Origin of the sequence: Streptomyces sp. FIT100, assembly GCF_024584805.1 — a bacterium.
In the GTDB taxonomy this organism is placed as follows: Bacteria; Actinomycetota; Actinomycetes; order Streptomycetales; family Streptomycetaceae; genus Streptomyces.
Window position 1 is genome coordinate 4,575,780 of sequence record NZ_CP075715.1, and the last position, 23,223, is coordinate 4,599,002.

Consider the following 23,223-nt stretch of genomic DNA (forward strand, 5'->3'; position numbering starts at 1 on the left):
CCCCGCCGCTTCCGCCCCTGCTCCTGGCTCTGGCGCGCCCATGCCCCGGATCCTAGAGCGGGCTCGTCGAGGTGTCGCGTTTGTTCAAGACGCAGGGGCCCGCGACTGGCAGCGTCGAGGGCATGAAGGCCATCAGTGAACTGCTCGAAGCCACCGCTGCCCGCGCGATTCCCGTCGTACGGGGAGTGCCGGAGGAGCGTCTGGACGCGCCGACGCCGTGCGCCGACTACGACGTACGTGCCCTGCTCAACCACCTGCTCTCGGTGATCGTCAACTTCCAGGCCCTGGCCGCCAAGGAGGACGCCGACTTCACCACGACGCCGGACCGTACCACCGGAAGCGACTGGCGGGCGGCCTTCGAGGACGAGTCCGCGCGCCTGGTGAAGGCGTGGGCGGGACCGGGAGCCGAGGAGGGGACGACAGGCGCGATGGGCCTCCCGGCGAGGACGGTCGGGCACATGGTGCTGCTGGACACGACCGTGCACGCCTGGGACTTGGCTCGTGCGACCGGACAGGAGTATGAGGCGGTTCCCGAAGTCGTCGCCGAACTCGGCCCGGCCGTCGAGGCGATGGCCCCGATGGCGCGGCAGTACGGGGTCTTCGGAGAGCCGGTCAGTGCCCCGGAGGACGCATCCGAGTTCGAACGTCTGCTCGCGACGACGGGGCGTGATCCACGGTGGAGCCCGCGCTGACGGGCACGTCCCCGTAGAGCCCGGCGAGCCGCTTGTACGCCTCGTCCACGATCTCCTGCGCCTCCGCGAGCATCGCGTCCTCGTCGAGCCGGGCGGCCGCGTGCGCCTGGCCACGCGCGCACGCGTGCGCGGAGGGCGACCGCAAGGACGATTGCGACGGCGACTGCGAGGACGACCGCGGTGACGGCGACGCCCGGCGTGCACGCCGCCACCAGCTGTCGCACAACGCGTAAATGCCGCTCGCGCAGACCGTGAGCGGGATGCTCAGGGCCAGCAGGACATCGCCCACGCGGGGCCTCCTCGGGGAAGTCGGTTCACTGTGCACTGCGGGGTGCGCTGCGGGGCGCACTGTGGACATCGGTCGCCACGGCCCCCGGCTGGAGTTACTTCACCGTTCAAAAGAACGTCCCGTCCCGGTCGCCGCGTCGGGTGATCGCAGGATCACCGCAGTACCCTCACGTGACTTTCGATGGAACGATTCCGTATGAAAGGCACTCAATGTGCCCGTCGGGCGCAGGGAGGCTTGAAGAGGGCACATCCGATGCCTCGGGGGAGGAGTCCCTCTGTCGTCGCCCCCGGGAGTGCCGCAGTGCTGTCGGAGAAGTCGACCGCCGTCGTCCGCGCGACGCTGCCCGCCGTGAGCGGGGCGATGGACGAGATCGCGCCGCTCTTCTACGAGCGTATGTTCGCCGCCCGGCCCGAGCTGCTGCGGAATCTCTTCAACCGCGGCAACCAGGCGAACGGCAGCGCCGGGCACTCGCGGGCTCCATCGCCGCCTTCGTCGGCGCGCTGCTCGCGCACCCGGACACCCGCCCCGACGCGATGCTCGCGCGCATCGCGCACAAGCACGTCTCCGTCGGTATCACGGCGGACCAGTACGAGACCGTCCACCAGTACTTCTTCGAGGCCGTCGCCGAGGTGCTCGGCGATGCCGTCACACCCGAGGTCGCGGCGGCCTGGGACGAGGTCTACTGGCTGATGGCCAACGCCCTGATCGCCATCGAGTCCCGGCTGTACGACGAGGCCGGGCGCCCCGAGGGCGAGGTCTGGAACGACTACCGGGTGATCGCCGTGCTGCCCGAGACCGCCCAGGTCACGACCTACGTCGTCGAACCCTTCCACCGCCGGACGCCGCTGCCGCGCTCCCGCCCCGGCCAGTACGTCTCCGTCCAGGTGACGCTGCCGGACGGGGCGCGGCAGATCCGCCGGTACAGCCTGTCGGGCGTCCAGGACGGCCACTTGCGCTTCTCCGTGAAGCGCCTGACGGCCACCGCCGCCGCTTCCGAGGGCGAGGTGTCCAACCACCTGCACGACCGTGTGCGCCCCGGCGACGTCCTGCGGATGAGCGACCCGGCCGGCGACGTCTTCCTCGACGAGACCTCCGACCGGCCCGTGCTGCTCGTCTCCGCGGGCATCGGCTGCACGCCCATGATCGGCATGCTCGCCCACCTGGCCGCCACCAGGTCGCGGCGGCGCGTCGTGTCCGTGCACGCGGACCGCGACGAGTTCACGCACGCCTTCCGCACCGAGCTCGAACTGCTCACCCTGAAGCTGCCGAACGCCTCGGCCGAGGTCTGGTACGAGCGTCCCGAGGGTGTGTGGCCCGCCGAACGGACCGGGCGGGCCGATCTGTCCGCGGTGGAGGTGCCGGAGGGGGCGGTGGCCTATCTGTGCGGGCCGCTGCCGTTCCTGAAGGCTGCGCGCGGGCAGCTCCTGGCGAGCGGCGTGCCGGCCGCGGACATCCACTACGAGGTCTTCGGACCCGATCTCTGGCTCGGCGCGACGGACTGAGCCACGGACTGACACAGGGACTGAGACAGGGGCTGAGACACGGGCTGAAGACAGGGCGTCCGCCGCGCCCCCGGGCATCCTCGAGTCGGCGGTTATCCACAGGCGTTTACAAGCGACTGCCGGTTCGGACACGCTGGCTGGGCAAGCGAGAGAAGCACCACCACTCTGCCGGGAGCCCGCGTTGTCCATGATCCGGAACCTCCGCCGTGCCGTGCGCCGCGCGTACGGTCGCACGGTCGACCTGAGCCACCCGGCCCGGTCGCCGCTCGGCAGCGCCGTCGTCAACTGCGTGGGGTACGCCGACGGGGCACGGCAGGCCGGTCACTGCCCGGCCGAGGAGGCGCTGCGCCGCGTGCGCAAGGAAAACAGCCAGAATCCCGGCAGCAACAGCTTCGTGTGGATAGGGCTGCACGAGCCGACACACGAGGAATTCGCCTCCCTCGCAGAGCTGTTCGGCCTCCACCGCCTCACCGTCGAGGACGCCGTCGGCGTCACGCACCACCGTCCCAAGGTCGTCCCGTACGACGACACGCTGCTCGCCGTCTTCAAGACCGTCGGGTATGCCGAGCACGACCAGTTGACCGCCACCAGCCAGGTCGTGGAGACGGGCCAGATCACCGTGATCATCGGCCGGGACTTCGTGATCACCATCCGGCACGGCCGGCACGGCTCCCTCGGACCGCTGCGCGAGGCCCTGGAGACGGCGCCGGAGCAGCTCGCCAAGGGCCCGTCATCGGTGCTGCACGCCGTGGCCGATTTCGTCGTCGACGAGTACGTGGCCGTCGCCGATGCCGTGCAGGACGATATAGAGGCGGTCGAGACGGCCGTCTTCTCCGAGCAGGCGGGGCGCGGGGCCGCGGGCCGCAGCGAGGCGGGACGGATCTATCAGCTGAAGCGGGAGCTGCTGGAGTTCAAGCGGGCGCTGTCGCCACTGAGCCGACCGCTGGACGCGCTCGCCACCCAGCCCACCACGCTGATCGCGCAGGACATCAGGCCGTACTTCCGCGATGTCTCCGACCATCTCGCCCGGGCCGCCGAGCAGATCAACGGCTTCGACTCGCTCCTCGACTCGATCCTCCAGGCCCATCTGGCCCAGATGACGGTCGCCCAGAACGAGGACATGCGCAAGATCACGGCATGGGCGGCGATCGTGGCCGTCCCGACGATGGTCTGCGGCGTCTACGGCATGAACTTCGACTACATACCGGAGCTCCGCTGGACGTACGGCTATCCGCTCGTCCTCGGTGTCATCGCGGTCGCCTGCTTCCTGCTCCACCGGGGCTTCCGTCGCAACGGCTGGCTCTGACCCAGCTCCACGCCGCCCGGGCAGGGGCTGCCCTGCCCTCCCGCCGGAGGGCTGGGATCGCAGGAGGCATCCCGCGGCCGGCGGTCGCGCGCCTGGGGCCGTGTGTCCGCCATCCCGCGAGACGCCACCTCGCCGAGACGCCCCCCGCGAGACGGCATCCCGCCGAGCCAGCACCCGGCTCAGCCGCGCATCAAGCTCAGCCGCGCACCTCTCTCAGGGCCACACCAGGCAGTACGGCTGGTGCCCCGCCTCATGGAGCCGGACCGAGAAGTCCTGCCACTCGTGCAGCAACTGGTACACGTCGAAAGCGTCCCGCGGACCCCCGCGATCCGGGACGGTCGACCAGATGAACGCCGCCGCGCCCACCGACTCCTCGCCGATGCCGCGCAGCGGGTCGACGACCGTCATGGGGAGCTTCACCACCGCGTAGTCGGGGTGGAGGACCACCAGCTCCAGCGGCGGCACCTTGTGGAGGGGCATGCCCTGGATACCGGTGAGGACCATCGCGGCTATCGTCTCGGGCTTGATCTTGGTGAACATCCCGCCCATGCCGAGCTCGTCGCCGCCCAGCTCTTCCGGGCGCATCGAGACCGGCACGCGGGCAGCCGTGGCGCCGTCGGGTGCGCCGAAGTACTTGTACGTCACCCCCATGCCCCGGCCACCCCTGTTTCCGACGGGAACGTCCGCCTCGTGCCGCCGGTGCTTCCCCCGCCGGGCAGGCTCAGGGCCCAGGTCGTCGGTCCCCTCGCCCAGTCCGCCACCGCGATGCATATCTCCACCCGACTGCTTTTAGGACGCACAGCCCCGGCCGCGCAACCCGATCATCGTGACAGTGACCTCCCCCACGGACGTGCGGTGAAACACCTGTCCGCAAGAACGTCCCCGGCCTCTGCCACCATGGATTCCGTGAGCTTTCCCTATGACGCCCCAGTTTCGCAGACGCTTTTCGACCGCGCGTCCCTCGTGACGCCCGGCGGCGTGAACTCTCCTGTCCGTGCCTTCCGCGCCGTGGGTGGTACACCCCGGTTCATGGTGTCCGGTACGGGTCCGTACCTGACCGACGCGGACGGGCGCGAGTACGTCGACCTCGTGTGCTCCTGGGGTCCGATGATCCTCGGCCATGCCCACCCCGAGGTCATCGCCGCAGTTCAGGAGTGTGTCGCACGCGGCACCTCGTTCGGTACGCCGGGCGAGGGCGAGGTCGCGCTCGCCGAGGAGATCGTGGCGCGGATCGCCCCGGTCGATCAGGTGAGACTCGTCTCGTCGGGCACCGAGGCGACGATGTCCGCGATCCGGCTGGCCCGCGGCTTCACCGGGCGCGCCAAGGTGGTCAAGTTCGCCGGCTGCTACCACGGTCATGTGGACTCCCTCCTGGCCGCGGCCGGTTCCGGTGTCGCGACCTTCGGCCTGCCCGACACGCCCGGCGTCACCGGCGCGCAGGCGGGGGACACGATCGTGCTGCCGTACAACGACCTGGAGGCGGTGCAGGCGGCGTTCCACGCGCACCCGGGCGAGATCGCCTGTGTGATCACGGAGGCGTCGCCGGGCAACATGGGCGTGGTCCCGCCGCTGCCGGGCTTCAACCAGGGCCTCAAGGACGCCTGCGCCAAGAACGGCGCGCTGTTCATCTCCGACGAGGTGATGACCGGATTCCGTACCTCGAAGGCCGGCTGGTACGGCATCGACGGCGTCACCCCGGACCTGATGACCTTCGGCAAGGTCATGGGCGGCGGCTTCCCGGCCGCGGCGTTCGGCGGGCGCGCCGATGTGATGGGGCACCTCGCCCCGGCCGGGCCGGTCTACCAGGCGGGCACCCTGTCCGGGAACCCGGTCGCCACGGCCGCCGGTCTCGCCCAGCTGAGGCTGCTCGACGACGCCGCGTACGCGAAGGTCGACGCGGTCTCCGAGCAGGTCCGGTCGCTGGTGACCGAGGCGCTGGCCAAGGAGGGCGTGGCCCACCGGTTGCAGACCGCGAGCAACATGTTCTCGGTCTTCTTCACCGCACGTGAGGTGCGTGACTACGAGGACGCGAAGAAGCAGGACGCCTTCCGCTTCAACGCCTTCTTCCACTCGATGCTGTCGCAGGGTGTCTACCTTCCGCCGTCCGCCTTCGAGTCCTGGTTCGTGTCGACCGCCCACGACGACGCCGCGATCGAGCGGATCGCGGCGGCGCTGCCGGCGGCCGCCCGTGCCGCCGCGGAGGCCACGGCATGACCGACGGCACGACGGGCAGCGGGACCACCGGCAATGAGACCACCGGCAGCGAGACCACCGGCAGTGACATGACCGGCACGGAGTTCAGTACGGAAACGACCGTGGTTCATCTCATGCGCCACGGCGAAGTGCACAACCCGGACGGTGTGCTCTACGGCCGCAGGCCCGGCTACCACCTGTCCGAGCTCGGCCGGCAGATGGCCGACCGCGTCGCCGAGCACCTCGCGGACCGGGACGTCACGCATGTGGTGGCGTCCCCGCTGGAGCGCGCGCAGGAGACGGCGGCGCCGATCGCCAAGTCCCACGGGCTCATGCTCGACACCGACGAGCGGCTGATCGAGGCGGGGAACGTCTTCGAGGGCAAGACCTTCGGTGTCGGTGACGGGGCCCTGCGCAAGCCGGGCAACTGGAAGCACCTCACCAACCCGTTCCGGCCGTCCTGGGGCGAGCCGTACCTGGAGCAGGTGGTGCGGATGACGGACGCGCTGCACGCCGCCCGGGACGCGGCCCGCGGCCACGAGGCGGTCCTCGTCAGCCATCAGCTGCCGATCTGGATCGTGCGCAGCCATGTGGAGGGGCGCCGGCTCTGGCACGATCCGCGGCGCCGGCAGTGCACGCTCGCGTCGCTGACGACCTTCACCTTCCGGGGAGACAAGATCGTCTCGGTCGGATACTCGGAACCCGCCCGCGATCTCGTCCCGGCGCATCTTCTCGTCGGCGCGAAACCGGTCAAGGGAAAGTCAAAAGCCTTCGGGGCATAGATCTTTCGCGGAAAGGCGGCCGGTCCCGGGAACCTTTGCGTTCCGCTTGCCATCTCACCCATTGGTAGGACAGCGGCGGAAAACGTGAACGGGAACGGGGGCGGCCGGTATGCGCGCTATCAGCCGAAGGAGCTTGATCGGGGCGGGGCTTGGGGCCGCGGCGGCGATGACGGTCGCGGGCTGCGGCACCGGCATCGGCCCCGGTTCCGGCTCCGGCAAGGGCGGCTCCGGCCGGAGCGGCGGTCCCGGTGCGGGCAGCGGGGGCGACGGCGGGGCGACGCCCGGTGCCGGTTCGGTACGGCCCATCGGTGACGGTTCGACCGCCGACACCGGCAAGCAGCCGCACCAGCCCGGCCGTCCCGTGCCGCTGGAGCCGGGCGAGACCCCGCCGCAATTCGTGATCCTTTCCTGGGACGGTGCGGGCGAGGTCGGCAACGGACTCTTCCCGCGCTTTCTTGAGCTCGCCAGGAATCACGGCGCGGCGATGACCTTCTTCCTCTCCGGGATCTATCTGCTCCCCGAGTCGAAGAAGACCCTCTACCGGCCGCCGAACAACGCGGTGGGCGCCTCCGACATCGGCTATCTCACCGACGCCCATATCAAGGACACCCTGAAGCACGTCCGCCAGGCATGGCTCGACGGCCATGAGATAGGCACCCATTTCAACGGGCATTTCTGTGCCGGCTCCGGTTCCGTCGGGAACTGGACGCCCGCGCAGTGGCGGAGCGAGATAGACCAGGCCGTCTCCTTCGTCACCGAATGGAAGACGAACAGCGGCTGGACCGATATCGAGCCGCTGCCCTTCGACTACCGCAAGGAACTCGTCGGCGGGCGCACTCCGTGCCTGCTCGGCCAGGACAATCTGCTGCCGACCGCGAAGAAGCTCGGCTGGCGCTACGACGCGAGCTCGCCCGGCGGCCGCCAGATGTGGCCGGAGAAGCGGGGCGGCATCTGGGACCTGCCGCTGCAGGCCGTGCCGTTCCCCGGGCACTCCTTCGAAGTGCTCTCGATGGACTACAACATCCTCGCCAACCAGTCGCAGAATTCGACCAACGGCATGCCGTCCCGTTATCCGGGCTGGCGCAGGCAGGCCACCGACGCGTACCTGAACGGATTCCGCAGGGCCTACGAGTCCAACCGCGCGCCCTTCTTCATCGGAAACCACTTCGAGCAGTGGAACGGCGGCATATACATGGACGCCGTCGAAGAGGCCCTCAAGGGCATGGCGGGCAAGAAGGACGTACGCCTGGTGTCGTTCCGGCAGTTCTGCGACTGGCTGGACGTGCAGGACCCGAAGATCCTCGCGAAACTTCGTACGCTCGAGGTCGGGCAGTCCCCGGCGGGCGGCTGGAACACCTTCCTCAAGGATCTCGGGGACACGCCCGTACCGCCGTCGGCTTAATCGCTCTTCACATGGGGCGTTACGGGCATGGAGGGGGGCGCGGAAGATCCCCCGAAGCCTCATGCGAAACTTTTCACATGAGCTTTGTCCGCCCCGCTGCACGCGCCCCCCGACGCACCCTGCTCGCCGCCGGAGCCGGCGCCCTGGCGGCCGCGCTCACGCTGTCGGCGTGCAGCGGCGGCTCCAACGGCAAGTCGGGCGGCGGTGGCGACACCAACTTCGTCACCAACACCGGCGGGATCTCGACCGTCGCCAAGGGCGAGCGGCCGGACGTGCCCGAGCTGAGTGGAAAGGACCTCACGGGCAGCCCGCTCGACCTCGCCGACTACAAGGGCAAGGTCGTCGTGCTGAACGTGTGGGGCTCCTGGTGCGCGCCCTGCCGCAGCGAGGCGCGGTACCTGGAGAAGGTCGCCCAGCAGACCAAGGACAAGGGCGTCCAGTTCCTGGGGATCAACACGCGCGACACACAGACAGGGCCCGCGCTCGCCTTCGAGAAGGAATTCGGCGTCAGCTACCCGAGTTTCCACGACCCGATCGGGAAGCTGATGCTCACATTCCCGAAGGGCAGCCTCAACCCCCAGTCGATTCCCACCACGATCGTCGTGGACCGCGACGGAAAGATCGCCGCGAGCGCTCCGCGCGCGCTCGACGACAAGGCGCTGCGTTCCATGATCGACCCGATCGTCGCGGAGAAGTGACCTCGCGATGAACGAGACCGTGTTCAGCGGTGCCCTGCTGCTCGCACTGCCCATCGCCGTGCTCGGCGGGCTCGTCTCCTTCTTCTCGCCCTGCGTACTGCCGCTGGTGCCGGGCTATCTCTCGTACGTGACCGGCGTCACCGGCACCGATCTCGCCGAGGCCAGGCGGGGCCGGATGACCGCGGGCGCCGCCCTCTTCGTGCTCGGCTTCTCCGCCGTCTTCGTCTCGGGCGGCGCGCTTTTCGGGTACTTCGGCTGGACCCTCCAGGAGCACCGAGAGACGCTCACCGCCGTCCTCGGCGTCCTCATGATCCTCATGGGGATCTTCTTCATGGGCCTGATGCCCTGGCTGACGCAGCGGGAGTTCCGCTTCCACCGGCGCCCCGTGACCGGGCTGGCCGGCGCACCCGTGCTGGGCGCCCTCTTCGGCATCGGCTGGACCCCGTGCATCGGGCCGACGCTCACGTCCGTCAACGTGCTCGCCGCCAACGAGGCCAGTGCGGGCCGCGGGGCGCTGCTGACCGCGGCGTACTGCATCGGGCTGGGGCTGCCGTTCGTGCTCGCCGCCGTCGCCTTCCGCAAGGCACTCGGTGCGTTCGGCTGGGTGAAGCGGCACTATGCGTGGGTGATGCGGATCGGCGGCGGGATGATGATCGCGACCGGTCTGCTGCTGCTCACAGGTGCGTGGGACATCCTCGTACAGGAGATGCAGGGCTGGTCCAACGGTTTCCAGGTGGGGATCTGATCCATGAGCAAGACCGACGCGACGGCCGGAACCGAAGCGACGAGCGGGGCTGATTCGACCACCGGCGCCGACCCGACCGTCGGGGCCGAAGCGACCGCCGGGTCCGACCCGACCACCGACACCGACACCGAAGCGGCGGCCGGGAGCGGCGGGCTCTCCACGGCCCCTCAGGAGGAGCTCGTCGGCGGGCCCGTGCTCGGTGTCATCGGCTGGGCGCGCTGGTTCTGGCGGCAGCTGACCTCGATGCGGGTCGCCCTGATCCTGCTCTTCCTGCTCTCGCTCGGCGCGATCCCCGGCTCGCTCATCCCGCAGAACAGCGTGGACGAGATGAAGGTCCGCGACTGGAAGGCGGGCCACGAGCTCCTGACGCCGGTCTTCGAGAAGCTCCAGCTCTTCGACGTCTACAGCTCGGTGTGGTTCTCGGCGATCTACATCCTGCTGTTCGTCTCGCTCATCGGCTGCATCGTGCCCCGCAGCTGGCAGTTCGTGGGCCAGCTGCGCGGCCGCCCGCCGGGCGCCCCCAGGCGGCTCACCCGGCTGCCCGCGTACACGACGTGGCGCACGGACGCGGAGCCCGAGGCGGTTCGCGAGGCGGCACTCGCGATGCTGAAGAAGCGGCACTTCCGCGCGCACACCGCCGGTGACGCGGTCGCGGCCGAGAAGGGCTACCTCCGCGAGGTGGGCAACCTCCTCTTCCACGTCGCGCTGATCGTGATGCTGGTGGCCTTCGCCGCGGGCCAGCTCTTCAAGTCCGAGGGCGGCAAACTGATCGTCGAGGGCGACGGCTTCTCCAACACCCTCACCCAGTACGACGACTTCAAGTCCGGATCGCTCTTCAGCATCGACGACCTGGCCCCGTTCAGCTTCACACTGGACCGCTTCACGGGTACGTACGAGACGCGCGGCCCGCAGCGCGGCACGCCCCGCACCTTCGAAGCGGCCGTGACCTACAGCGAGGGCGCCGACGGCGAGGAGAAGAAGCGCGTCATCCGGGTCAACGAGCCCCTGGAGATCGACGGCTCGAAGGTCTATCTGATCGAGCACGGATACGCGCCCGTCGTCACCGTGCGCGACGGCCGGGGCAAGACCGTCTTCCAGGGCGCGGTGCCGCTGCTGCCGCTCGACGCCAATGGCACCTCCACCGGTGTCATCAAGGTGATGGACGGCTACCGGAACAAGGGCGGCAAGTGGGATCAGCTCGGCCTGCCGGCGTTCTTCGTCCCGACGTACGCCGGCAAGGGCCAGGGCCAGATGTTCTCGCAGTTCCCTGGGCTGGTCTTCCCTGCGCTCAACCTGGGCGCGTACCACGGCGATCTGCGGGTCAACGGCGGACTGCCGCAGAACGTTTACCAGCTGGACACCAGCAAGATGAAGCCGTTCAAGGACGACAAGGGCGGCGTCTTCAAGCAGACCCTGCTGCCGGGCGAGACGATGACGCTGCCGGACGGCGCCGGCTCGGTCACCTTCGAGAAGGAGATCAAGGAGTGGGCCAGCTTCCAGATCTCCCAGCAGCCCGGCAACGGACTCGCCCTCACCGGCGCCATCGCGGCGATCGCGGGCCTCGTCGGCTCGCTGTTCATCCAGCGGCGACGGGTGTGGGTCAGGGCCGTACGGGGCGAGGACGGCGTCACCGTCGTCGAGATGGCAGGGCTCGGCCGCAGCGAGTCCGCGAAGCTTCCGGAGGAGCTGGCGGATCTGGCCGTCACGCTCCTCGCACAGGCGCCGACCGCACAGGCGCCGACCGCGCCGGACCCCGAGCACGCCCCGGACTCCGACTCCCCAGACGGCCCGGACTCCGGCCCGGACCCCGAAGGCCCGGACCCCGACTCCGAGCACGAACCCGACCCCGACCCCGATCACGAACCTGCCGACGTAGTTCCTGCCGAAGGGGCTGAGAAGTGAATCTCGCCGCCGCCACCAACGAGAGCCTCGCGGAGTTCAGCAACGGGCTGATCTACTCCTCGATGGCCGTCTACACCCTGGCGTTCCTGGCGCACATCGCCGAGTGGGTCTTCGGCAGCCGCAGCAAGGTCGGCCGCACCGCCGCCGCGCTGACCGAGGCCGGCTCCCCGGACGCCAAGGTCACCGTCCAGGTGGCGCAGAAGGGCGGCGGCACCGCCGTCCTGGAGCGCCCCAAGGTCGTCACCCGCTCGGCCGCCGGACAGCGCGACGTCCCGGACGGCCCCGGCGCCGCGGGCGGCACGGTCAAGGGTGATCTGTACGGGCGGATCGCGGTCTCGCTGACCGCGCTCGCCTTCCTCGTCGAGGCCGCCGGTGTCACGGCCCGCGCGCTGTCCGTGCAGCGGGCCCCCTGGGGCAACATGTACGAGTTCTCCACCACCTTCTCCACGGTGGCGGTGGGTGCGTACCTGGGCTTCCTGCTCGCGAGGAAGAACGTCCGCTGGATCGGTCTCCCGCTGGTCACCACGGTCCTTCTGGACCTGGGCATCGCCGTCACCTGGCTCTACACCGACAGCGACCAGCTCGTCCCGGCACTGCACTCGTACTGGCTGTGGATTCACGTCTCCACCGCCATCTTCTGCGGCGCGGTCTTCTACCTGGGTGCGGTCTCCACGCTGCTGTACCTCTTCCGGGACTCCTACGAGAACAAGCTGGCGACAGGGGGCAACCCCGGCTCCTTCGCCCGCTCCGTTCTGGAACGGCTGCCCGCCGCCGCCTCGCTCGACAAGTTCGCGTACCGGATCAACGCCGCGGTCTTCCCGCTGTGGACCTTCACGATCATCGCCGGCGCGATCTGGGCCGGTGACGCGTGGGGCCGTTACTGGGGCTGGGACGCCAAGGAGGTCTGGTCCTTCATCACCTGGGTGGCGTACGCGGCGTATCTGCATGCCCGCGCGACCGCCGGCTGGAAGGGCCGCAAGGCCGCCTACGTCGCGCTCGTCGCCTTCCTCTGCTTCCTCTTCAACTACTACGGCGTCAACCTCTTCGTGAACAGCCTCCACGGGTACGCGGGCGTGTGAGCTCGCCTTCCCGGCGGTGCCGGGCGACGCTGGTGCCATGACGGACGTGATCCCTTATGGCACCAGCGAGACCCGCGACGGCAGCGACCATCTCCTGCACTTCGTGATGCATCTGCCCCACCCCGTGGTGCACGTCTGGGCCGCCGTGGCGACCCCGGAGGGCCTGCCGCAGTGGCTGGCCGCCGCCGATCTGCTCGAACCCCACCTCGGGGGAGGGGTGACACTGCGCTGGCTGAACGCCGCCGGCGAGGGGACGGGGACGGTCGTCTCCGGGCAGGTCACCGCCTGGGACATGGAGTGCGTGGCCGAGTACACCGTCGAACTGCACGGCCGGATCCGCTTCCACATGGAGCCGGCACCCGCGAACTCCCTGGCGACGGTGGTGCGCTTCACCAACGAGTTCACCGGCACCGACGAGCAGCGCCTCGACAACCTGGCGGGCTGGCACCAGCACTTCGAGTACCTCGACGCCGCGCTCGACGGCCACCCCGCCGACTGGTCCGCCTGGACCCCGGACCGCTTCCAGCAGCTCCGTGCCGACTACGTGGAGCGGGACGAACGGCAGGTCAGCCGGCCGTGATCGCGTCCAGCCGGTCCCGCAGATACGTGTGCGAGTCCACGCCCCGCACGTCCGTGCCCGGATCGCACTCGTAGAAGTAGACGAGCGACATCAGCTCCTCCGCGGGCGCGTCCGCGGGCGGCGGCAGGACCCGGTGGCGCCCCGAGCACCAGCGGCCACCGCTCCAGCGAGCCATCAGATCGCCGATGTTGACGGTCAGCGCGTCGGGCGCGTACGGGGCGTCCGCCCAGCCGCTCTCGTCCGTGAAGACCTGGAGGCCGCCCTTGCCGGTCTGCCGGTCGAGGACCGTGACCGTGCCGAAATCGGTGTGCGGGCCGATCCGGAACTGTCCGGGCTGCGGCTCGCCGACGGTGTCCCGGCCCGGATACCAGTTGATGTTGAAGCCGTACGTCGGGTGCGCGGTGTGGCGGGTGAAGAAGTCGTCGGACTCGCCGAGCGCCGCGCCGAGCAGTTCGAGCAACTGGTCCGAGAGCGCCCGCATCACCGTCAGATACGCCTCGACAGCGGCGCGCAGCCCGGGGATCTCACCCGGCCAGGTGTTCGGCAGGAACCATTCCGCGTCCACCGCCGGGTCACCGGTCGGGACGTCCGCGGCGAAGGACAGCGACTCCTTCAGATCGGGCGGGGTCGCCGTGCCCTCCGCATAGGCGTTGGCCTCGGCGCCGGGACCGAGCCAGCCGCGGCCGCCGACCTTCACCGCGTACGGCTCCTTCGTGGCCGCCGGGAGGCGGAAGAAGCCACGGGCCAGCTCCCGGATCTCCGTACGCAGCCCGGGATCCACGCCGTGGCCGGTGACGAGCAGGAAGCCGGCGGTGCGCAGGGCGGCGTCGACGGTGGCGGCGGTGCGGGCGCGGTCCTCCGGCCCTCCGGAGAGCCAGGGCCCGAGGCCGATCACGGGGATCGAAGGCGTCACGGGCGTCACGGGCGTCATGGGCGTCGCGGGGCTGCCGTCACGAGTCATCGCTCTCCCGCTTCGGGTCCTTCGGCTCCCGGGGCTCGGACTCCTTCGGCTCCCGGGGTTCCGGCTCCTTCGGCTCCTTCGGATCGTGCGGCTGGTCCCTCTCCTCGTCGAGGGACTTCAGGAACTCCGGGTTGTCGTCAGGGGCGACCCATCCGCCCTGCCGCCGCGCCGGACGCTGCACCGTGCGGTCCTTGCCCGCGATCAGCCACGAGACCGAGCCCACGAGAGGGAAGAGCAGCACGAGGATCGCCCAGAGAGGCTTGGGGAGGTGCCGGATCTCCTTCTCGTCCGTGGAGATGCAGTCGATGAACGCATAGATGCTGAGCGCCAGCGGCACCAAGAACATCAGCACCCGAAGCATGTGGCGGCCCCCTGCGTACGGAGAACGGGACCGTGGAACGGCCCCCGTGACAACTCCAGCGTAGCGAGTGGCCGATACTGGACGGCATGGCTTACGACGATCTTCGCTCGCTGCTCCGGGCGCTGGAGCGCGAGGGCGACCTCAAGCGCATCAAGGCCGAAGTCGACCCGTACCTGGAGGTCGGGGAGATCGTCGACCGGGTCCAGAAGTCCGGCGGCCCGGCGCTCCTCTTCGAGAACGTGCGCGGCTCCTCGATGCCGCTCGCGATGAACGTGTACGGGACCGACCGGCGGCTGCTCAAGGCGCTGGGCCTGACGTCGTACGACGAGATCAGCGGGAAGATCGGCGGGCTGCTCAGGCCGGAGCTTCCGCACGGCTTCGTCGGGGTGCGCGAGGCGTTCGGGAAGCTCGGCGCGATGACGCACGTACCGCCGAAGAAGGTGAAGGACGCGCCGGTGCAGGAGGTGGTCCTGCGCGGGGACGACGTCGATCTGGACCGGCTGCCCGCGCTGTTCACCTGGCCCGAGGACGGCGGCTCCTTCTTCAACCTGGGGCTCACCCACACCAAGGACCCGGAGACCGGGATCCGCAATCTCGGGCTCTACCGCCTCCAGCGCCACGACAAGCGCACCATCGGCATGCACTGGCAGATCCACAAGGACAGCCGCAACCACTACCAGGTGGCCGCGCGGCGCGGCGAGCGGCTGCCGGTCGCGATCGCCTTCGGCTGCCCACCGGCCGTGACGTACGCCTCGACGGCCCCGCTGCCCGGCGACATCGACGAGTACCTCTTCGCCGGCTTCGTGCAGGGCAAGCGGATCGAGATGGTCGACTGCAAGACCGTGCCGCTCCAGGTGCCCGCGCAGGCGGAGGTCGTCCTGGAGGGCTGGCTGGAGCCGGGGAAGATGCTCCCCGAGGGGCCGTTCGGCGACCACACCGGCTTCTACACGCCGCAGGAGGACTTCCCCGCGCTGACGATCGACTGCGTGACGATGCGCAGGCGTCCGCTGCTCCAGTCGATCGTGGTGGGCCGGCCGCCGACGGAGGACGGGCCGCTGGGCCGCGCGACGGAACGCTTCTTCCTGCCGCTGCTCAAGATCATCGTGCCGGACATCGTGGACTACCACCTGCCGGAGTCGGGCGGCTTCCACAACTGCGCGATCGTCTCGATCGACAAGAAGTACCCGAAGCACGCCCAGAAGGTCATGCACGCGATCTGGGGCGCGCACATGATGTCGCTGACCAAGCTGATCGTCGTCGTGGACGCCGACTGCGACGTCCACGATCTGCACGAGGTGTCGTGGCGGGCGCTCGGCAACACCGACTACGCGCGTGACCTGACCGTCGTCGAGGGCCCGGTGGACCATCTGGACCACTCCTCCTACCAGCAGTTCTGGGGCGGCAAGGCGGGCATCGACGCGACGAAGAAGTGGCCCGAGGAGGGCTACACGCGGGACGGGGGCTGGCCGAACATGGTCCTCTCCGACCCGGACACGGCGGCGCTCGTCGACCGCCGCTGGAAGGAGTACGGACTCTCGTGAGCGCCTCCGCCGCCGCCGTACCGGGCCCGGGCCGCACCCGGGCCTTCCTGCGGCTCGTGATGATCGAGCACTCGGTCTTCGCGCTGCCGTTCGCCTACATCGCCTCGCTCACCGCGATGTTCCGGCTCGACCGCACCATCCACTGGGGCACGCTGCTGCTCGTCACCGTCGCCATGGTGGGGCTGCGGACCTTCGCGATGGCCTGCAACCGCATCATCGACCGCGAGATCGACGCCCGTAACCCGCGCACGGCGGGGCGCGAGCTCGTCACGGGCGCCGTGTCGGTGCGGTCCGCGTGGACGGGGGCGTTGATCGCGGTCGTGGTCTTCCTGGGGGCGGCGGCGCTGCTGAACCCGCTGTGCCTCGCGCTCGCGCCGATCGCGGTCGTGCCGATGGTGGTCTACCCGTACGGGAAGCGCTTCACGAACTTCCCGCACGCGATCCTGGGTCTCGCGCAGGCGATGGGCCCGGTCGGCGCGTGGATCGCGGTGACCGGTACGTGGTCCTGGGACGCGGTGATCCTCGGCCTCGCGGTCGGCATCTGGATCGGCGGCTTCGACCTGATCTTCGCCTGCCAGGACGTCGCGGCGGACCGGGCCGAGGGCGTCATGTCGGTGCCGGCGCGCTTCGGCGTCCCGGCGGCGTTGTGGGGCGCGCGGGGGTGCCACGTGGTGACGATGGCGCTCTTCGTCTGGTACGCGCTCGCGGTCGGGGCGGGGGTGTTCTTCTGGCTGGGCCTGGTGATCGTGGCGGTGGCGTTCCTGTACGAGCACACGATCGTGCGGCCGCATGACCTGTCGCGGCTGAACCGGGCGTTCTTCACGGTGAACGGCTTCATCGGCATCGCGCTCTTCGTGTGCGCGCTGCTGGATCTGCTGGTGCGCGGCCTGACGGTGTAGGGGGGCGCGGCAAGGTCCCTGACCCACGGGCTCGGGACTCGGGGCTCGGGGGTCCGGTCAGGCGCGGCGGCGGAAGAGGAAGGCCGCCGCTATGCCGCCCAGGAGGCCGAAGAGGTGGCCCTGCCAGCTGATGCCGGAGTCGGTGGGCAGCACGCCCCACAGCAGCGAGCCGTAGAACGCGGCGACCAGCAGCCCGACCACGATGTCGCGCGCGCTGCGGTCGACGAAGCCGCGCACGAGGACGTAGCCGAAGAGGCCGAAGACGACGCCGGACGCGCCGAGGGTGACGGTGTTGTCGGGGGAGGTGAGCCAGACTCCCAGGCCGGAGGCGGCGATGATCGTGAGCACGACGCCCAGGAAGCGGCGGACGCCGCTGAGCGCGGCGATGAAGCCGAGGACGAGCAGGGGCAGGGTGTTGGCCGCGACATGGCCGAAGCTGCCGTGCAGGAAGGCGGCGGGGAGGACGTCCCGCAGCTCGCCGAGGTGGCGTGGTGTGATCCCGTAGGCGTCCAGAGCATGGCCGGTCGCCGTGTCCACGGCTTCGAGCGCCCAGAGCAGCGCGACCCAGGCCAGCATCAGCTTGCCGGCCGTCATCGCCCGCTCGGTGCGGCTTCCTTCGGGGCGTGCGCCTGTCGTGTCCGCCGTGCCTGCCATCGCGGTCCCCCTGTGAATGCTGTGTCTCCACCCGGAAACGTCCGGTGCACCTTGCTCGGTTCCGCCACCCGGTGGCCGGATAGGCTCGATGCCATGACTGACGCCGACCGCACCCCGTGGATCGTCGGGGTCTCCGGGGCGTCCGGGACCCCCTATGCCGCCGCCGTGCTGCGCGGACTGCTCGACGCGGGCGAGAGCGTCGACCTGGTGGTGTCGCGGGCTTCACGGCTCACGCTGCTGGACGAGACCGGGATCGCGTTCCGGGACGCGCACTGGCAGGAGGATCTGCGCACGTGGCTGGCGCGGGGCGCGGACGGCAAGCCCGGCACCTTCGAGGTGGCCGAGGACGCCGACGTACGGCACTGGGCGGCCGGGGATCTCGCGGCGGGACCGTCCTCGGGGTCGTACCCCGTCAAGGGGATGCTGATCGTGCCGGCGTCCACGGCCTGCGTCGCGGGCGTGGCGCTCGGGCTGTCGAAGGACCTGTTGCAGCGGGCGGCGAGCGTGACGCTGAAGGAGCGCCGGAAGCTGGTGGTCGCGGTGCGGGAGACCCCGCTGAACGGGCAGACCTTGAAGCAGCTCGTCGCGCTGGACGAGGCGGGCGCGGTCGTGCTGCCCGCCTCTCCGGCGTTCTACGCGGGGGCGACGCACATCCAGGATCTGGTGGACTTCGTCGCGGGGCGGGTGCTGGACACGGCAGGGGTGCCGCACCGGCTGTACCGCCGTTGGGAGGGGGAGCTGGGTGAGGCCCGGTCCCGAGGTGACTGACCCGTCCGGTGCGCCCGGACCGGTGCGGCCTAGCGCTTCTTGGCCGTGCGGCGGGCGGGACGGGCCGTCCGGTCGGCGCGGTGGGCGGCGGCAGGCTGATGGACACGCGAGCGGTTGGCCAGCTCCTGCAGCTGTCGCATGTGGGCGTAGGCCATCTCGATCGTGTACACGGTGAGTGTCATCTCCTGTATGGATCGTCGCTATGGATCATTGTGATCGTTTGAAAGATTCACAGGGCTCAACCCCTGTGCGCCTTAGATTCTACACGTAAGCTTGCGGTATCGCTGAATAATGGAAGGCACAGGCATATGGACGCCGTGGATAGGCAGCTCATCCAGGCCCTGCGCGAGAACGGCCGCGCCTCGTACGCCGAGCTCGGCCGGCTCGTCGGGCTCTCCGGCCCCTCCGTCACCGACCGCATCAACCGCCTGGAGGCGGCGGGCGTCATCACGGGCTACCGGGCGACCGTCGACGCCGCCTCGCTCGGCCTCGGTGTCACCGCGCTGATCGGCATCTCCCTCTCCGACGCCGCCGACCACGAGGACGTGGCGCGCAGGCTGCGGGACCTCGCGGAGATCGAGGACTGCTGGTTCATCGCGGGCGACGACTCGTACATGCTCAAGGTGCGGGCGTCCGACGTCGACGGGCTGGAGAAGACGATCCGCCGCCTCTCCGGGACCAAGGGCGTGTCCCGGACGCGTACGACGATCGTGCTGTCGACCAAGTGGGAGAACCGGGTCGGCGACCTCCCTGAGGAAGAGGGCTGACGCGGAGCGTCGATGGGGTCCCCCCGGCTGCGAAGTGCGGGGGAGGCGGGGGAGTACGGTGGGTCCGGCCGGATTGGTTGACGTATGGGAGGCGGCCTGATGACTGCATCTGTCCAAGATGTGGGCTTCAAGCGCGAGCTGGAGGAAAAGGTCCGGGCCGGGGAGCGGCTGACCCGTGAGGACGGCGTCGCGCTCTACGAGTCGGACGACCTGGCCTGGCTCGGCGGCCTCGCCCACGAGGTGCGTACGCGCAAGAACGGCGACGTCGTCCACTTCAACGTCAACCGGCACCTCAACATGACGAACGTGTGCACCGCTTCGTGCGCGTACTGCTCGTTCCAGCGCAAGCCGGGCGAGAAGGACGCGTACACCATGCGCATCGAGGAGGCCGTCCGCCTCGCCAAGGCGATGGAGAACGAGAACCTCACCGAGCTGCACATCGTCAACGGGCTCCACCCGAACCTGCCCTGGCGCTACTACCCGCGCTCCCTGAGCGAGCTGAAGAAGGCCCTGCCGAACGTCTCGCTGAAGGCGTTCACGGCCACGGAGATCCACCACTTCGAGACCATCTCCGGACTCTCCGCCTCCGAGATCCTCGACGAGCTCATCGACGCCGGCCTCGAGTCGCTGACCGGCGGCGGCGCCGAGATCTTCGACTGGGAGGTCCGCCGGCACATCGTCGACCACCGCACCCACTGGGAGGACTGGTCGCGCATCCACCGCCTCGCGCACGAGAAGGGCCTCAAGACCCCGTGCACGATGCTGTACGGGCACATCGAGGAGCCCCGCCACCGCGTGGACCACGTGCTGCGGCTGCGTGAACTCCAGGACGAGACCGGCGGTTTCCAGGTCTTCATCCCGCTGCGCTACCAGCACGACTTCGTCGACATGAAGGACGGCAAGGTCCGCAACAAGCTCCAGGCGCGCACGACGATGGCGACCGGCGCCGAGGCGCTCAAGACCTTCGCGGTCTCCCGGCTGCTCTTCGACAACGTCCCGCACGTCAAGGTCTTCTGGGTGATGCACGGCGTCCAGACCGCCCAGCTGGCGCTCCAGCACGGCGCGGACGACATGGACGGCTCGGTCGTCGAGTACAAGATCACGCACGACGCCGACAACTACGGCACCCCGAACAAGCTCACCCGCGACGACCTGCTGGAGCTCATCCGCGACGCCGGCTTCCGCCCGGTGGAGCGGAACACCCGCTACGAGATCATCCGTGAGTACCCGGGCCCGGACCCGGAGCGCCGCGAGTCGCCCCAGCCGATGCGGGTCTGACCCATGACGCTGGAATTCCGGCTCGACCCGCCGGGCGGGCCCGAGCTGCGCGACGGCGTGCTCGCGCTCTGGACCGAGGTGTCCAACGCGGGCGGCGCCGTCGGCTTCGTACCGCCGGTGACCCCCGAGGACATCCGGCCCGCCTGGCTCAAGCACCTGGGCGACATGGCCGAGGGCCGCACGAGGCTCGTCGCGGGGTACGACGCGGCGGGCACGGTCGCCGCGACCGCCTTCCTCACGCACAACACGCACCGGTTGATGCGGCACTGGATCTGGGCCTACACGGTGATGGTCCACCCGGCCCACCAGGGCAAGGGCTACGGCCGCGACCTGATGCGGGCGGTCGAGGACGCGGCCCGCTCCTTCGACGGCATCGAGGCGATACGGCTCACCTGCCGTGGCGGTACGGGGCTGGAGGACTTCTACGCGTCGTGCGGCTACAAGGAGGTCGGGCGGGTGCCCGATGCGATCCGGGTGGCCGAGGGAGACGACCGCGACGACATCACGATGCTGCTGCCGCTGCACTGACCTCCCCGTGCTCATCCGGCTGCACTGATCTCACCGCGCCCCGCTGCGCTGACCTCCCCGCGCTCATCCGGCTGCACTGATCTCACCGCGCCCCGCTGCACTGACCTCCTCGCGCTCATCCCGCTGTACTGATCGCAATCGGCGCATGCTTCACTGGTCGGGCAATTCAGTGAAGGGAAGGGACCACCGTGTCCGACACCACAGACAGCTCCGGCAGCACGGACGGCTCCGGCAGCAGGGTCAGCCCCGCGCTCCGGTACACGCTCATGCGTCTCGGCGTCTTCGCCGGCTGCTTCTTCGTCCTGTGGGGACTGGTGTACCTGAGGGTGCTGCCGCGCGGCCTCGGCGACTCCAACCTGCTGTGGGTGCTCGTCCTCTCCGTCGTGATCTCCGCACCGCTCAGCTTCGTCCTCCTGCGCAAGCAGCGCGAGGCGATGTCCGAGCAGATCGTCACCAAGGTCGACCGGGCCAAGTCGCGGCTCGAGGCGAACCGGTCCCAGGAGGACGGCGTCGTCCAGTAGCGGGTGCGGCGAAATGCCGTTGCCCGCCGGCGGGACCGGCCGTGAGAATGCGCGCCATGGGACATGTCGAAACCGCCCACCTCGAGTACTACCTGCCGGACGGGCGGGCGCTGCTCGGCGATGTCTCGTTCCGCGTCGCGGAGGGCACGGCCGCCGCGCTCGTCGGGCCCAACGGCGCGGGCAAGACCACACTGCTGCGGCTGATCGCGGGTGAGCTGACGCCGCACGGCGGCACCGTCACGGTCAGCGGCGGACTCGGCGTCATGCCGCAGTTCGTGGGCAGCGTGCGGGACGAGCGGACCGTGCGCGACCTCCTCGTGTCCGTCGCGCCGCCGCGCATCAGGCAGGCCGCGAAGGCCGTCGACGAGGCCGAGCACACCATCATGACGGTCGACGACGAGGCCGCGCAGATGCGCTATGCCCAGGCCCTCGCCGACTGGGCCGAGGTCCAGGGCTACGAGGCCGAGACCCTCTGGGACATGTGCACCACCGCCGCCCTCGGCATCCCGTACGAGAAGGCCCAGTGGCGCCAGGTGCGCACGCTCTCCGGTGGCGAGCAGAAGCGGCTCGTGCTGGAGTACCTCTTCCGCGGCCACGACGAGGTGCTCCTCCTCGACGAGCCCGACAACTACCTGGACGTGCCCGGCAAGCGGTGGCTGGAGGAGCAGATCCGGCAGACCCGCAAGACGGTCCTGTTCATCTCCCACGACCGCGAGCTCCTCGCCCGCGCCGCCGGGCGGATCATCAGCGTCGAGCCCGGCGCCGGCGGAGCCGACGTGTGGGTGCACGGCGGCGGCTTCACCACGTACCACGAGGCCCGCAAGGAGCGCTTCGCCCGCTTCGAGGAACTGCGCAGGCGCTGGGACGAGAAGCACGCCCAGCTGAAGAAGCTGGTGGTCAGCCTCCAGCAGGCGGCGGCGGTCAGCCACGAGATGGCGTCGCGGTACGCCGCCGCGCAGACCAGGCTCCGCAAGTTCGAGGAGGCGGGCCCTCCGCCGGAGCCGCCGAAGGAGCAGGACATCCGGATGCGGCTGCGGGGCGGACGCACCGGCGTGCGCGCGATCACCTGCGAGGGCCTGGAGCTGAGCGGCCTGATGGCCCCCTTCGACCTGGAGGTCTTCTACGGGGAGCGGGTCGCCGTCCTCGGCTCCAACGGCTCCGGAAAATCCCACTTCCTGCGGCTCCTCGCGGGCGAGGAGGTCGCGCACTCGGGGCTGTGGAAGCTCGGCGCACGGGTCGTCCCCGGCCACTTCGCGCAGACACACGCCCACCCCGAGCTGGAGGGGCGGACCCTGCTCGACATCCTGTGGAGCGAGCACTCCCGCGACCGGGGCGCCGCCATGTCGGTCCTGCGGCGGTACGAGCTGACGGCCCAGGCCGAGCAGCGCTTCGACCGCCTCTCGGGCGGGCAGCAGGCCCGCTTCCAGATCCTGCTCCTGGAACTCGCGGGGACGACGGCGCTGCTGCTCGACGAGCCGACGGACAACCTGGACCTGGAGAGCGCGGAGGCGCTCCAGGACGCGCTGGAGGCGTACGACGGGACGGTGCTGGCCGTCACACACGACCGCTGGTTCGCGCGGAGCTTCGACCGCTACCTCGTGTTCGGGTCGGACGGCCGGCTGCGGGAGACGCCGGAGCCGGTGTGGGACGAGCGGCGGGTCGAACGGGTCCGCTGACGGCGGACTCTCGCTAGCGGGCGGCGGATTTGCGCCATGGCGTGTTCCCGACTCAAAGCGGGGCTTTGAGGTTCTCAAAGTTCAAGTGTTAACGTGTTG

The 23,223-nt window shown here is 70.0% G+C and carries 23 protein-coding genes and 1 pseudogene; 19 read left to right on the forward strand and 5 right to left on the reverse strand.

From position 1 onward, the window contains the following. Positions 1-122: 122 nt before the first annotated feature. The 3 genes and pseudogenes from KK483_RS20665 to KK483_RS20675 all read left to right on the forward strand — a co-directional run bounded on the left by KK483_RS20665 (position 123) and on the right by KK483_RS20675 (position 3,789). The gene (locus KK483_RS20665) at positions 123-692 is read left to right on the forward strand and encodes a TIGR03086 family metal-binding protein (RefSeq protein ID WP_262006692.1); all 570 of its coding nucleotides are present in this window, start codon (positions 123-125) and stop codon (positions 690-692) included. A 589-nt stretch (positions 693-1,281) separates the two neighbouring features. Continuing rightward, positions 1,282-2,483 (forward strand): annotated as a pseudogene (locus KK483_RS20670) (globin domain-containing protein). Between the two features lie 187 nt (positions 2,484-2,670). Next, positions 2,671-3,789 (forward strand): magnesium and cobalt transport protein CorA, encoded by a 1,119-nt coding sequence (locus KK483_RS20675; RefSeq protein WP_262006693.1) that lies wholly within the window; start codon positions 2,671-2,673, stop codon positions 3,787-3,789. A 213-nt stretch (positions 3,790-4,002) separates the two neighbouring features. On the opposite strand, the gene KK483_RS20680 is transcribed toward KK483_RS20675, so the two are convergent. Beyond that, positions 4,003-4,560, reverse strand: a complete 558-nt coding sequence (locus KK483_RS20680; protein WP_262006694.1) for a hypothetical protein — start codon at positions 4,558-4,560, stop codon at positions 4,003-4,005. A 126-nt stretch (positions 4,561-4,686) separates the two neighbouring features. On the opposite strand from KK483_RS20680, the gene hemL reads away from it, so the two are divergent. The 8 genes from hemL (at position 4,687) to KK483_RS20720 (ending at position 13,170) form a co-directional block, all read left to right on the forward strand. After that, positions 4,687-6,003 carry a glutamate-1-semialdehyde 2,1-aminomutase gene (hemL, locus tag KK483_RS20685; protein ID WP_262006695.1) on the forward strand — a complete coding sequence of 439 codons (1,317 nt, stop codon included), beginning with the start codon at positions 4,687-4,689 and terminating at the stop codon, positions 6,001-6,003. 68 nt (positions 6,004-6,071) lie between these two features. Beyond that, positions 6,072-6,764, forward strand: a complete 693-nt coding sequence (locus KK483_RS20690; RefSeq protein ID WP_262009620.1) for a histidine phosphatase family protein — start codon at positions 6,072-6,074, stop codon at positions 6,762-6,764. Between the two features lie 109 nt (positions 6,765-6,873). After that, the gene (locus KK483_RS20695) at positions 6,874-8,166 is read left to right on the forward strand and encodes a hypothetical protein (RefSeq protein ID WP_262006696.1); all 1,293 of its coding nucleotides are present in this window, start codon (positions 6,874-6,876) and stop codon (positions 8,164-8,166) included. A gap of 77 nt (positions 8,167-8,243) precedes the next feature. After that, positions 8,244-8,864, forward strand: coding sequence for a TlpA disulfide reductase family protein (locus tag KK483_RS20700; protein WP_262006697.1), 621 nt, complete (start codon positions 8,244-8,246; stop codon positions 8,862-8,864). Positions 8,865-8,871: 7 nt separating this feature from the next. After that, positions 8,872-9,609, forward strand: coding sequence for a cytochrome c biogenesis CcdA family protein (locus tag KK483_RS20705; protein WP_262006698.1), 738 nt, complete (start codon positions 8,872-8,874; stop codon positions 9,607-9,609). Positions 9,610-9,612: 3 nt separating this feature from the next. Then, positions 9,613-11,511: a cytochrome c biogenesis protein ResB gene (locus tag KK483_RS20710; protein WP_262006699.1), complete on the forward strand. Its 1,899-nt coding sequence runs from the start codon at positions 9,613-9,615 to the stop codon at positions 11,509-11,511. Then, positions 11,508-12,590, forward strand: a complete 1,083-nt coding sequence (ccsB, locus tag KK483_RS20715) for a c-type cytochrome biogenesis protein CcsB (RefSeq protein ID WP_262006700.1) — start codon at positions 11,508-11,510, stop codon at positions 12,588-12,590. Before KK483_RS20710 ends, ccsB begins: the two co-directional genes overlap by 4 nt. A 37-nt stretch (positions 12,591-12,627) precedes the next feature. Next, entirely contained in the window at positions 12,628-13,170 is a 543-nt protein-coding gene (locus tag KK483_RS20720) for an SRPBCC domain-containing protein (protein ID WP_262006701.1), read from the forward strand. Here the strand turns inward: KK483_RS20720 and KK483_RS20725 are convergent. Together KK483_RS20725 and KK483_RS20730 are read right to left on the reverse strand one after the other, a co-directional pair. Continuing rightward, on the reverse strand, positions 13,157-14,131 hold the full coding sequence (locus KK483_RS20725; protein WP_399014403.1) for an isopenicillin N synthase family dioxygenase: 975 nt from the start codon (positions 14,129-14,131) through the stop codon (positions 13,157-13,159). The two genes, KK483_RS20720 and KK483_RS20725, sit on opposite strands and share 14 nt — an antisense overlap. Further along, on the reverse strand, positions 14,121-14,492 hold the full coding sequence (locus KK483_RS20730) for a PLD nuclease N-terminal domain-containing protein (RefSeq protein ID WP_262006702.1): 372 nt from the start codon (positions 14,490-14,492) through the stop codon (positions 14,121-14,123). The genes KK483_RS20725 and KK483_RS20730 overlap by 11 nt, the downstream gene beginning before the upstream one ends. Before the next feature lie 86 nt (positions 14,493-14,578). On the opposite strand from KK483_RS20730, the gene KK483_RS20735 reads away from it, so the two are divergent. Together KK483_RS20735 and mqnP are read left to right on the forward strand one after the other, a co-directional pair. Then, the gene (locus tag KK483_RS20735) at positions 14,579-16,033 is read left to right on the forward strand and encodes a menaquinone biosynthesis decarboxylase (protein ID WP_262006703.1); all 1,455 of its coding nucleotides are present in this window, start codon (positions 14,579-14,581) and stop codon (positions 16,031-16,033) included. Continuing rightward, entirely contained in the window at positions 16,030-16,932 is a 903-nt protein-coding gene (mqnP, locus tag KK483_RS20740) for a menaquinone biosynthesis prenyltransferase MqnP (protein ID WP_262006704.1), read from the forward strand. Before KK483_RS20735 ends, mqnP begins: the two co-directional genes overlap by 4 nt. 57 nt (positions 16,933-16,989) lie before the next feature. On the opposite strand, the gene KK483_RS20745 is transcribed toward mqnP, so the two are convergent. Then, positions 16,990-17,586: a rhomboid family intramembrane serine protease gene (locus tag KK483_RS20745; RefSeq protein WP_262006705.1), complete on the reverse strand. Its 597-nt coding sequence runs from the start codon at positions 17,584-17,586 to the stop codon at positions 16,990-16,992. A gap of 93 nt (positions 17,587-17,679) precedes the next feature. Here KK483_RS20745 and KK483_RS20750 point away from each other — a divergent pair, with 93 nt between their 5' ends. Next, entirely contained in the window at positions 17,680-18,354 is a 675-nt protein-coding gene (locus tag KK483_RS20750) for a UbiX family flavin prenyltransferase (RefSeq protein WP_262006706.1), read from the forward strand. Between the two features lie 29 nt (positions 18,355-18,383). Here the strand turns inward: KK483_RS20750 and KK483_RS20755 are convergent, their stop codons facing one another. Continuing rightward, on the reverse strand, positions 18,384-18,536 hold the full coding sequence (locus KK483_RS20755) for a hypothetical protein (protein WP_262006707.1): 153 nt from the start codon (positions 18,534-18,536) through the stop codon (positions 18,384-18,386). Positions 18,537-18,662: 126 nt separating this feature from the next. On the opposite strand from KK483_RS20755, the gene KK483_RS20760 reads away from it, so the two are divergent. The 5 genes from KK483_RS20760 (at position 18,663) to KK483_RS20780 (ending at position 23,124) form a co-directional block, all read left to right on the forward strand. Beyond that, positions 18,663-19,121 (forward strand): Lrp/AsnC family transcriptional regulator, encoded by a 459-nt coding sequence (locus tag KK483_RS20760; RefSeq protein ID WP_242329188.1) that lies wholly within the window; start codon positions 18,663-18,665, stop codon positions 19,119-19,121. An 84-nt stretch (positions 19,122-19,205) separates the two neighbouring features. Continuing rightward, positions 19,206-20,399, forward strand: a complete 1,194-nt coding sequence (gene mqnE, locus KK483_RS20765; protein WP_262006708.1) for an aminofutalosine synthase MqnE — start codon at positions 19,206-19,208, stop codon at positions 20,397-20,399. A 3-nt stretch (positions 20,400-20,402) separates the two neighbouring features. Continuing rightward, positions 20,403-20,927: a GNAT family N-acetyltransferase gene (locus KK483_RS20770; RefSeq protein ID WP_262006709.1), complete on the forward strand. Its 525-nt coding sequence runs from the start codon at positions 20,403-20,405 to the stop codon at positions 20,925-20,927. 188 nt (positions 20,928-21,115) lie between these two features. Further along, positions 21,116-21,448: a DUF4229 domain-containing protein gene (locus KK483_RS20775; RefSeq protein WP_262006710.1), complete on the forward strand. Its 333-nt coding sequence runs from the start codon at positions 21,116-21,118 to the stop codon at positions 21,446-21,448. A 56-nt stretch (positions 21,449-21,504) separates the two neighbouring features. Beyond that, a complete protein-coding gene (locus KK483_RS20780) occupies positions 21,505-23,124 on the forward strand; it encodes an ABC-F family ATP-binding cassette domain-containing protein (protein WP_262006711.1) in 1,620 nt (539 codons plus the stop codon). The last annotated feature ends 99 nt before the right edge of the window (positions 23,125-23,223 follow it).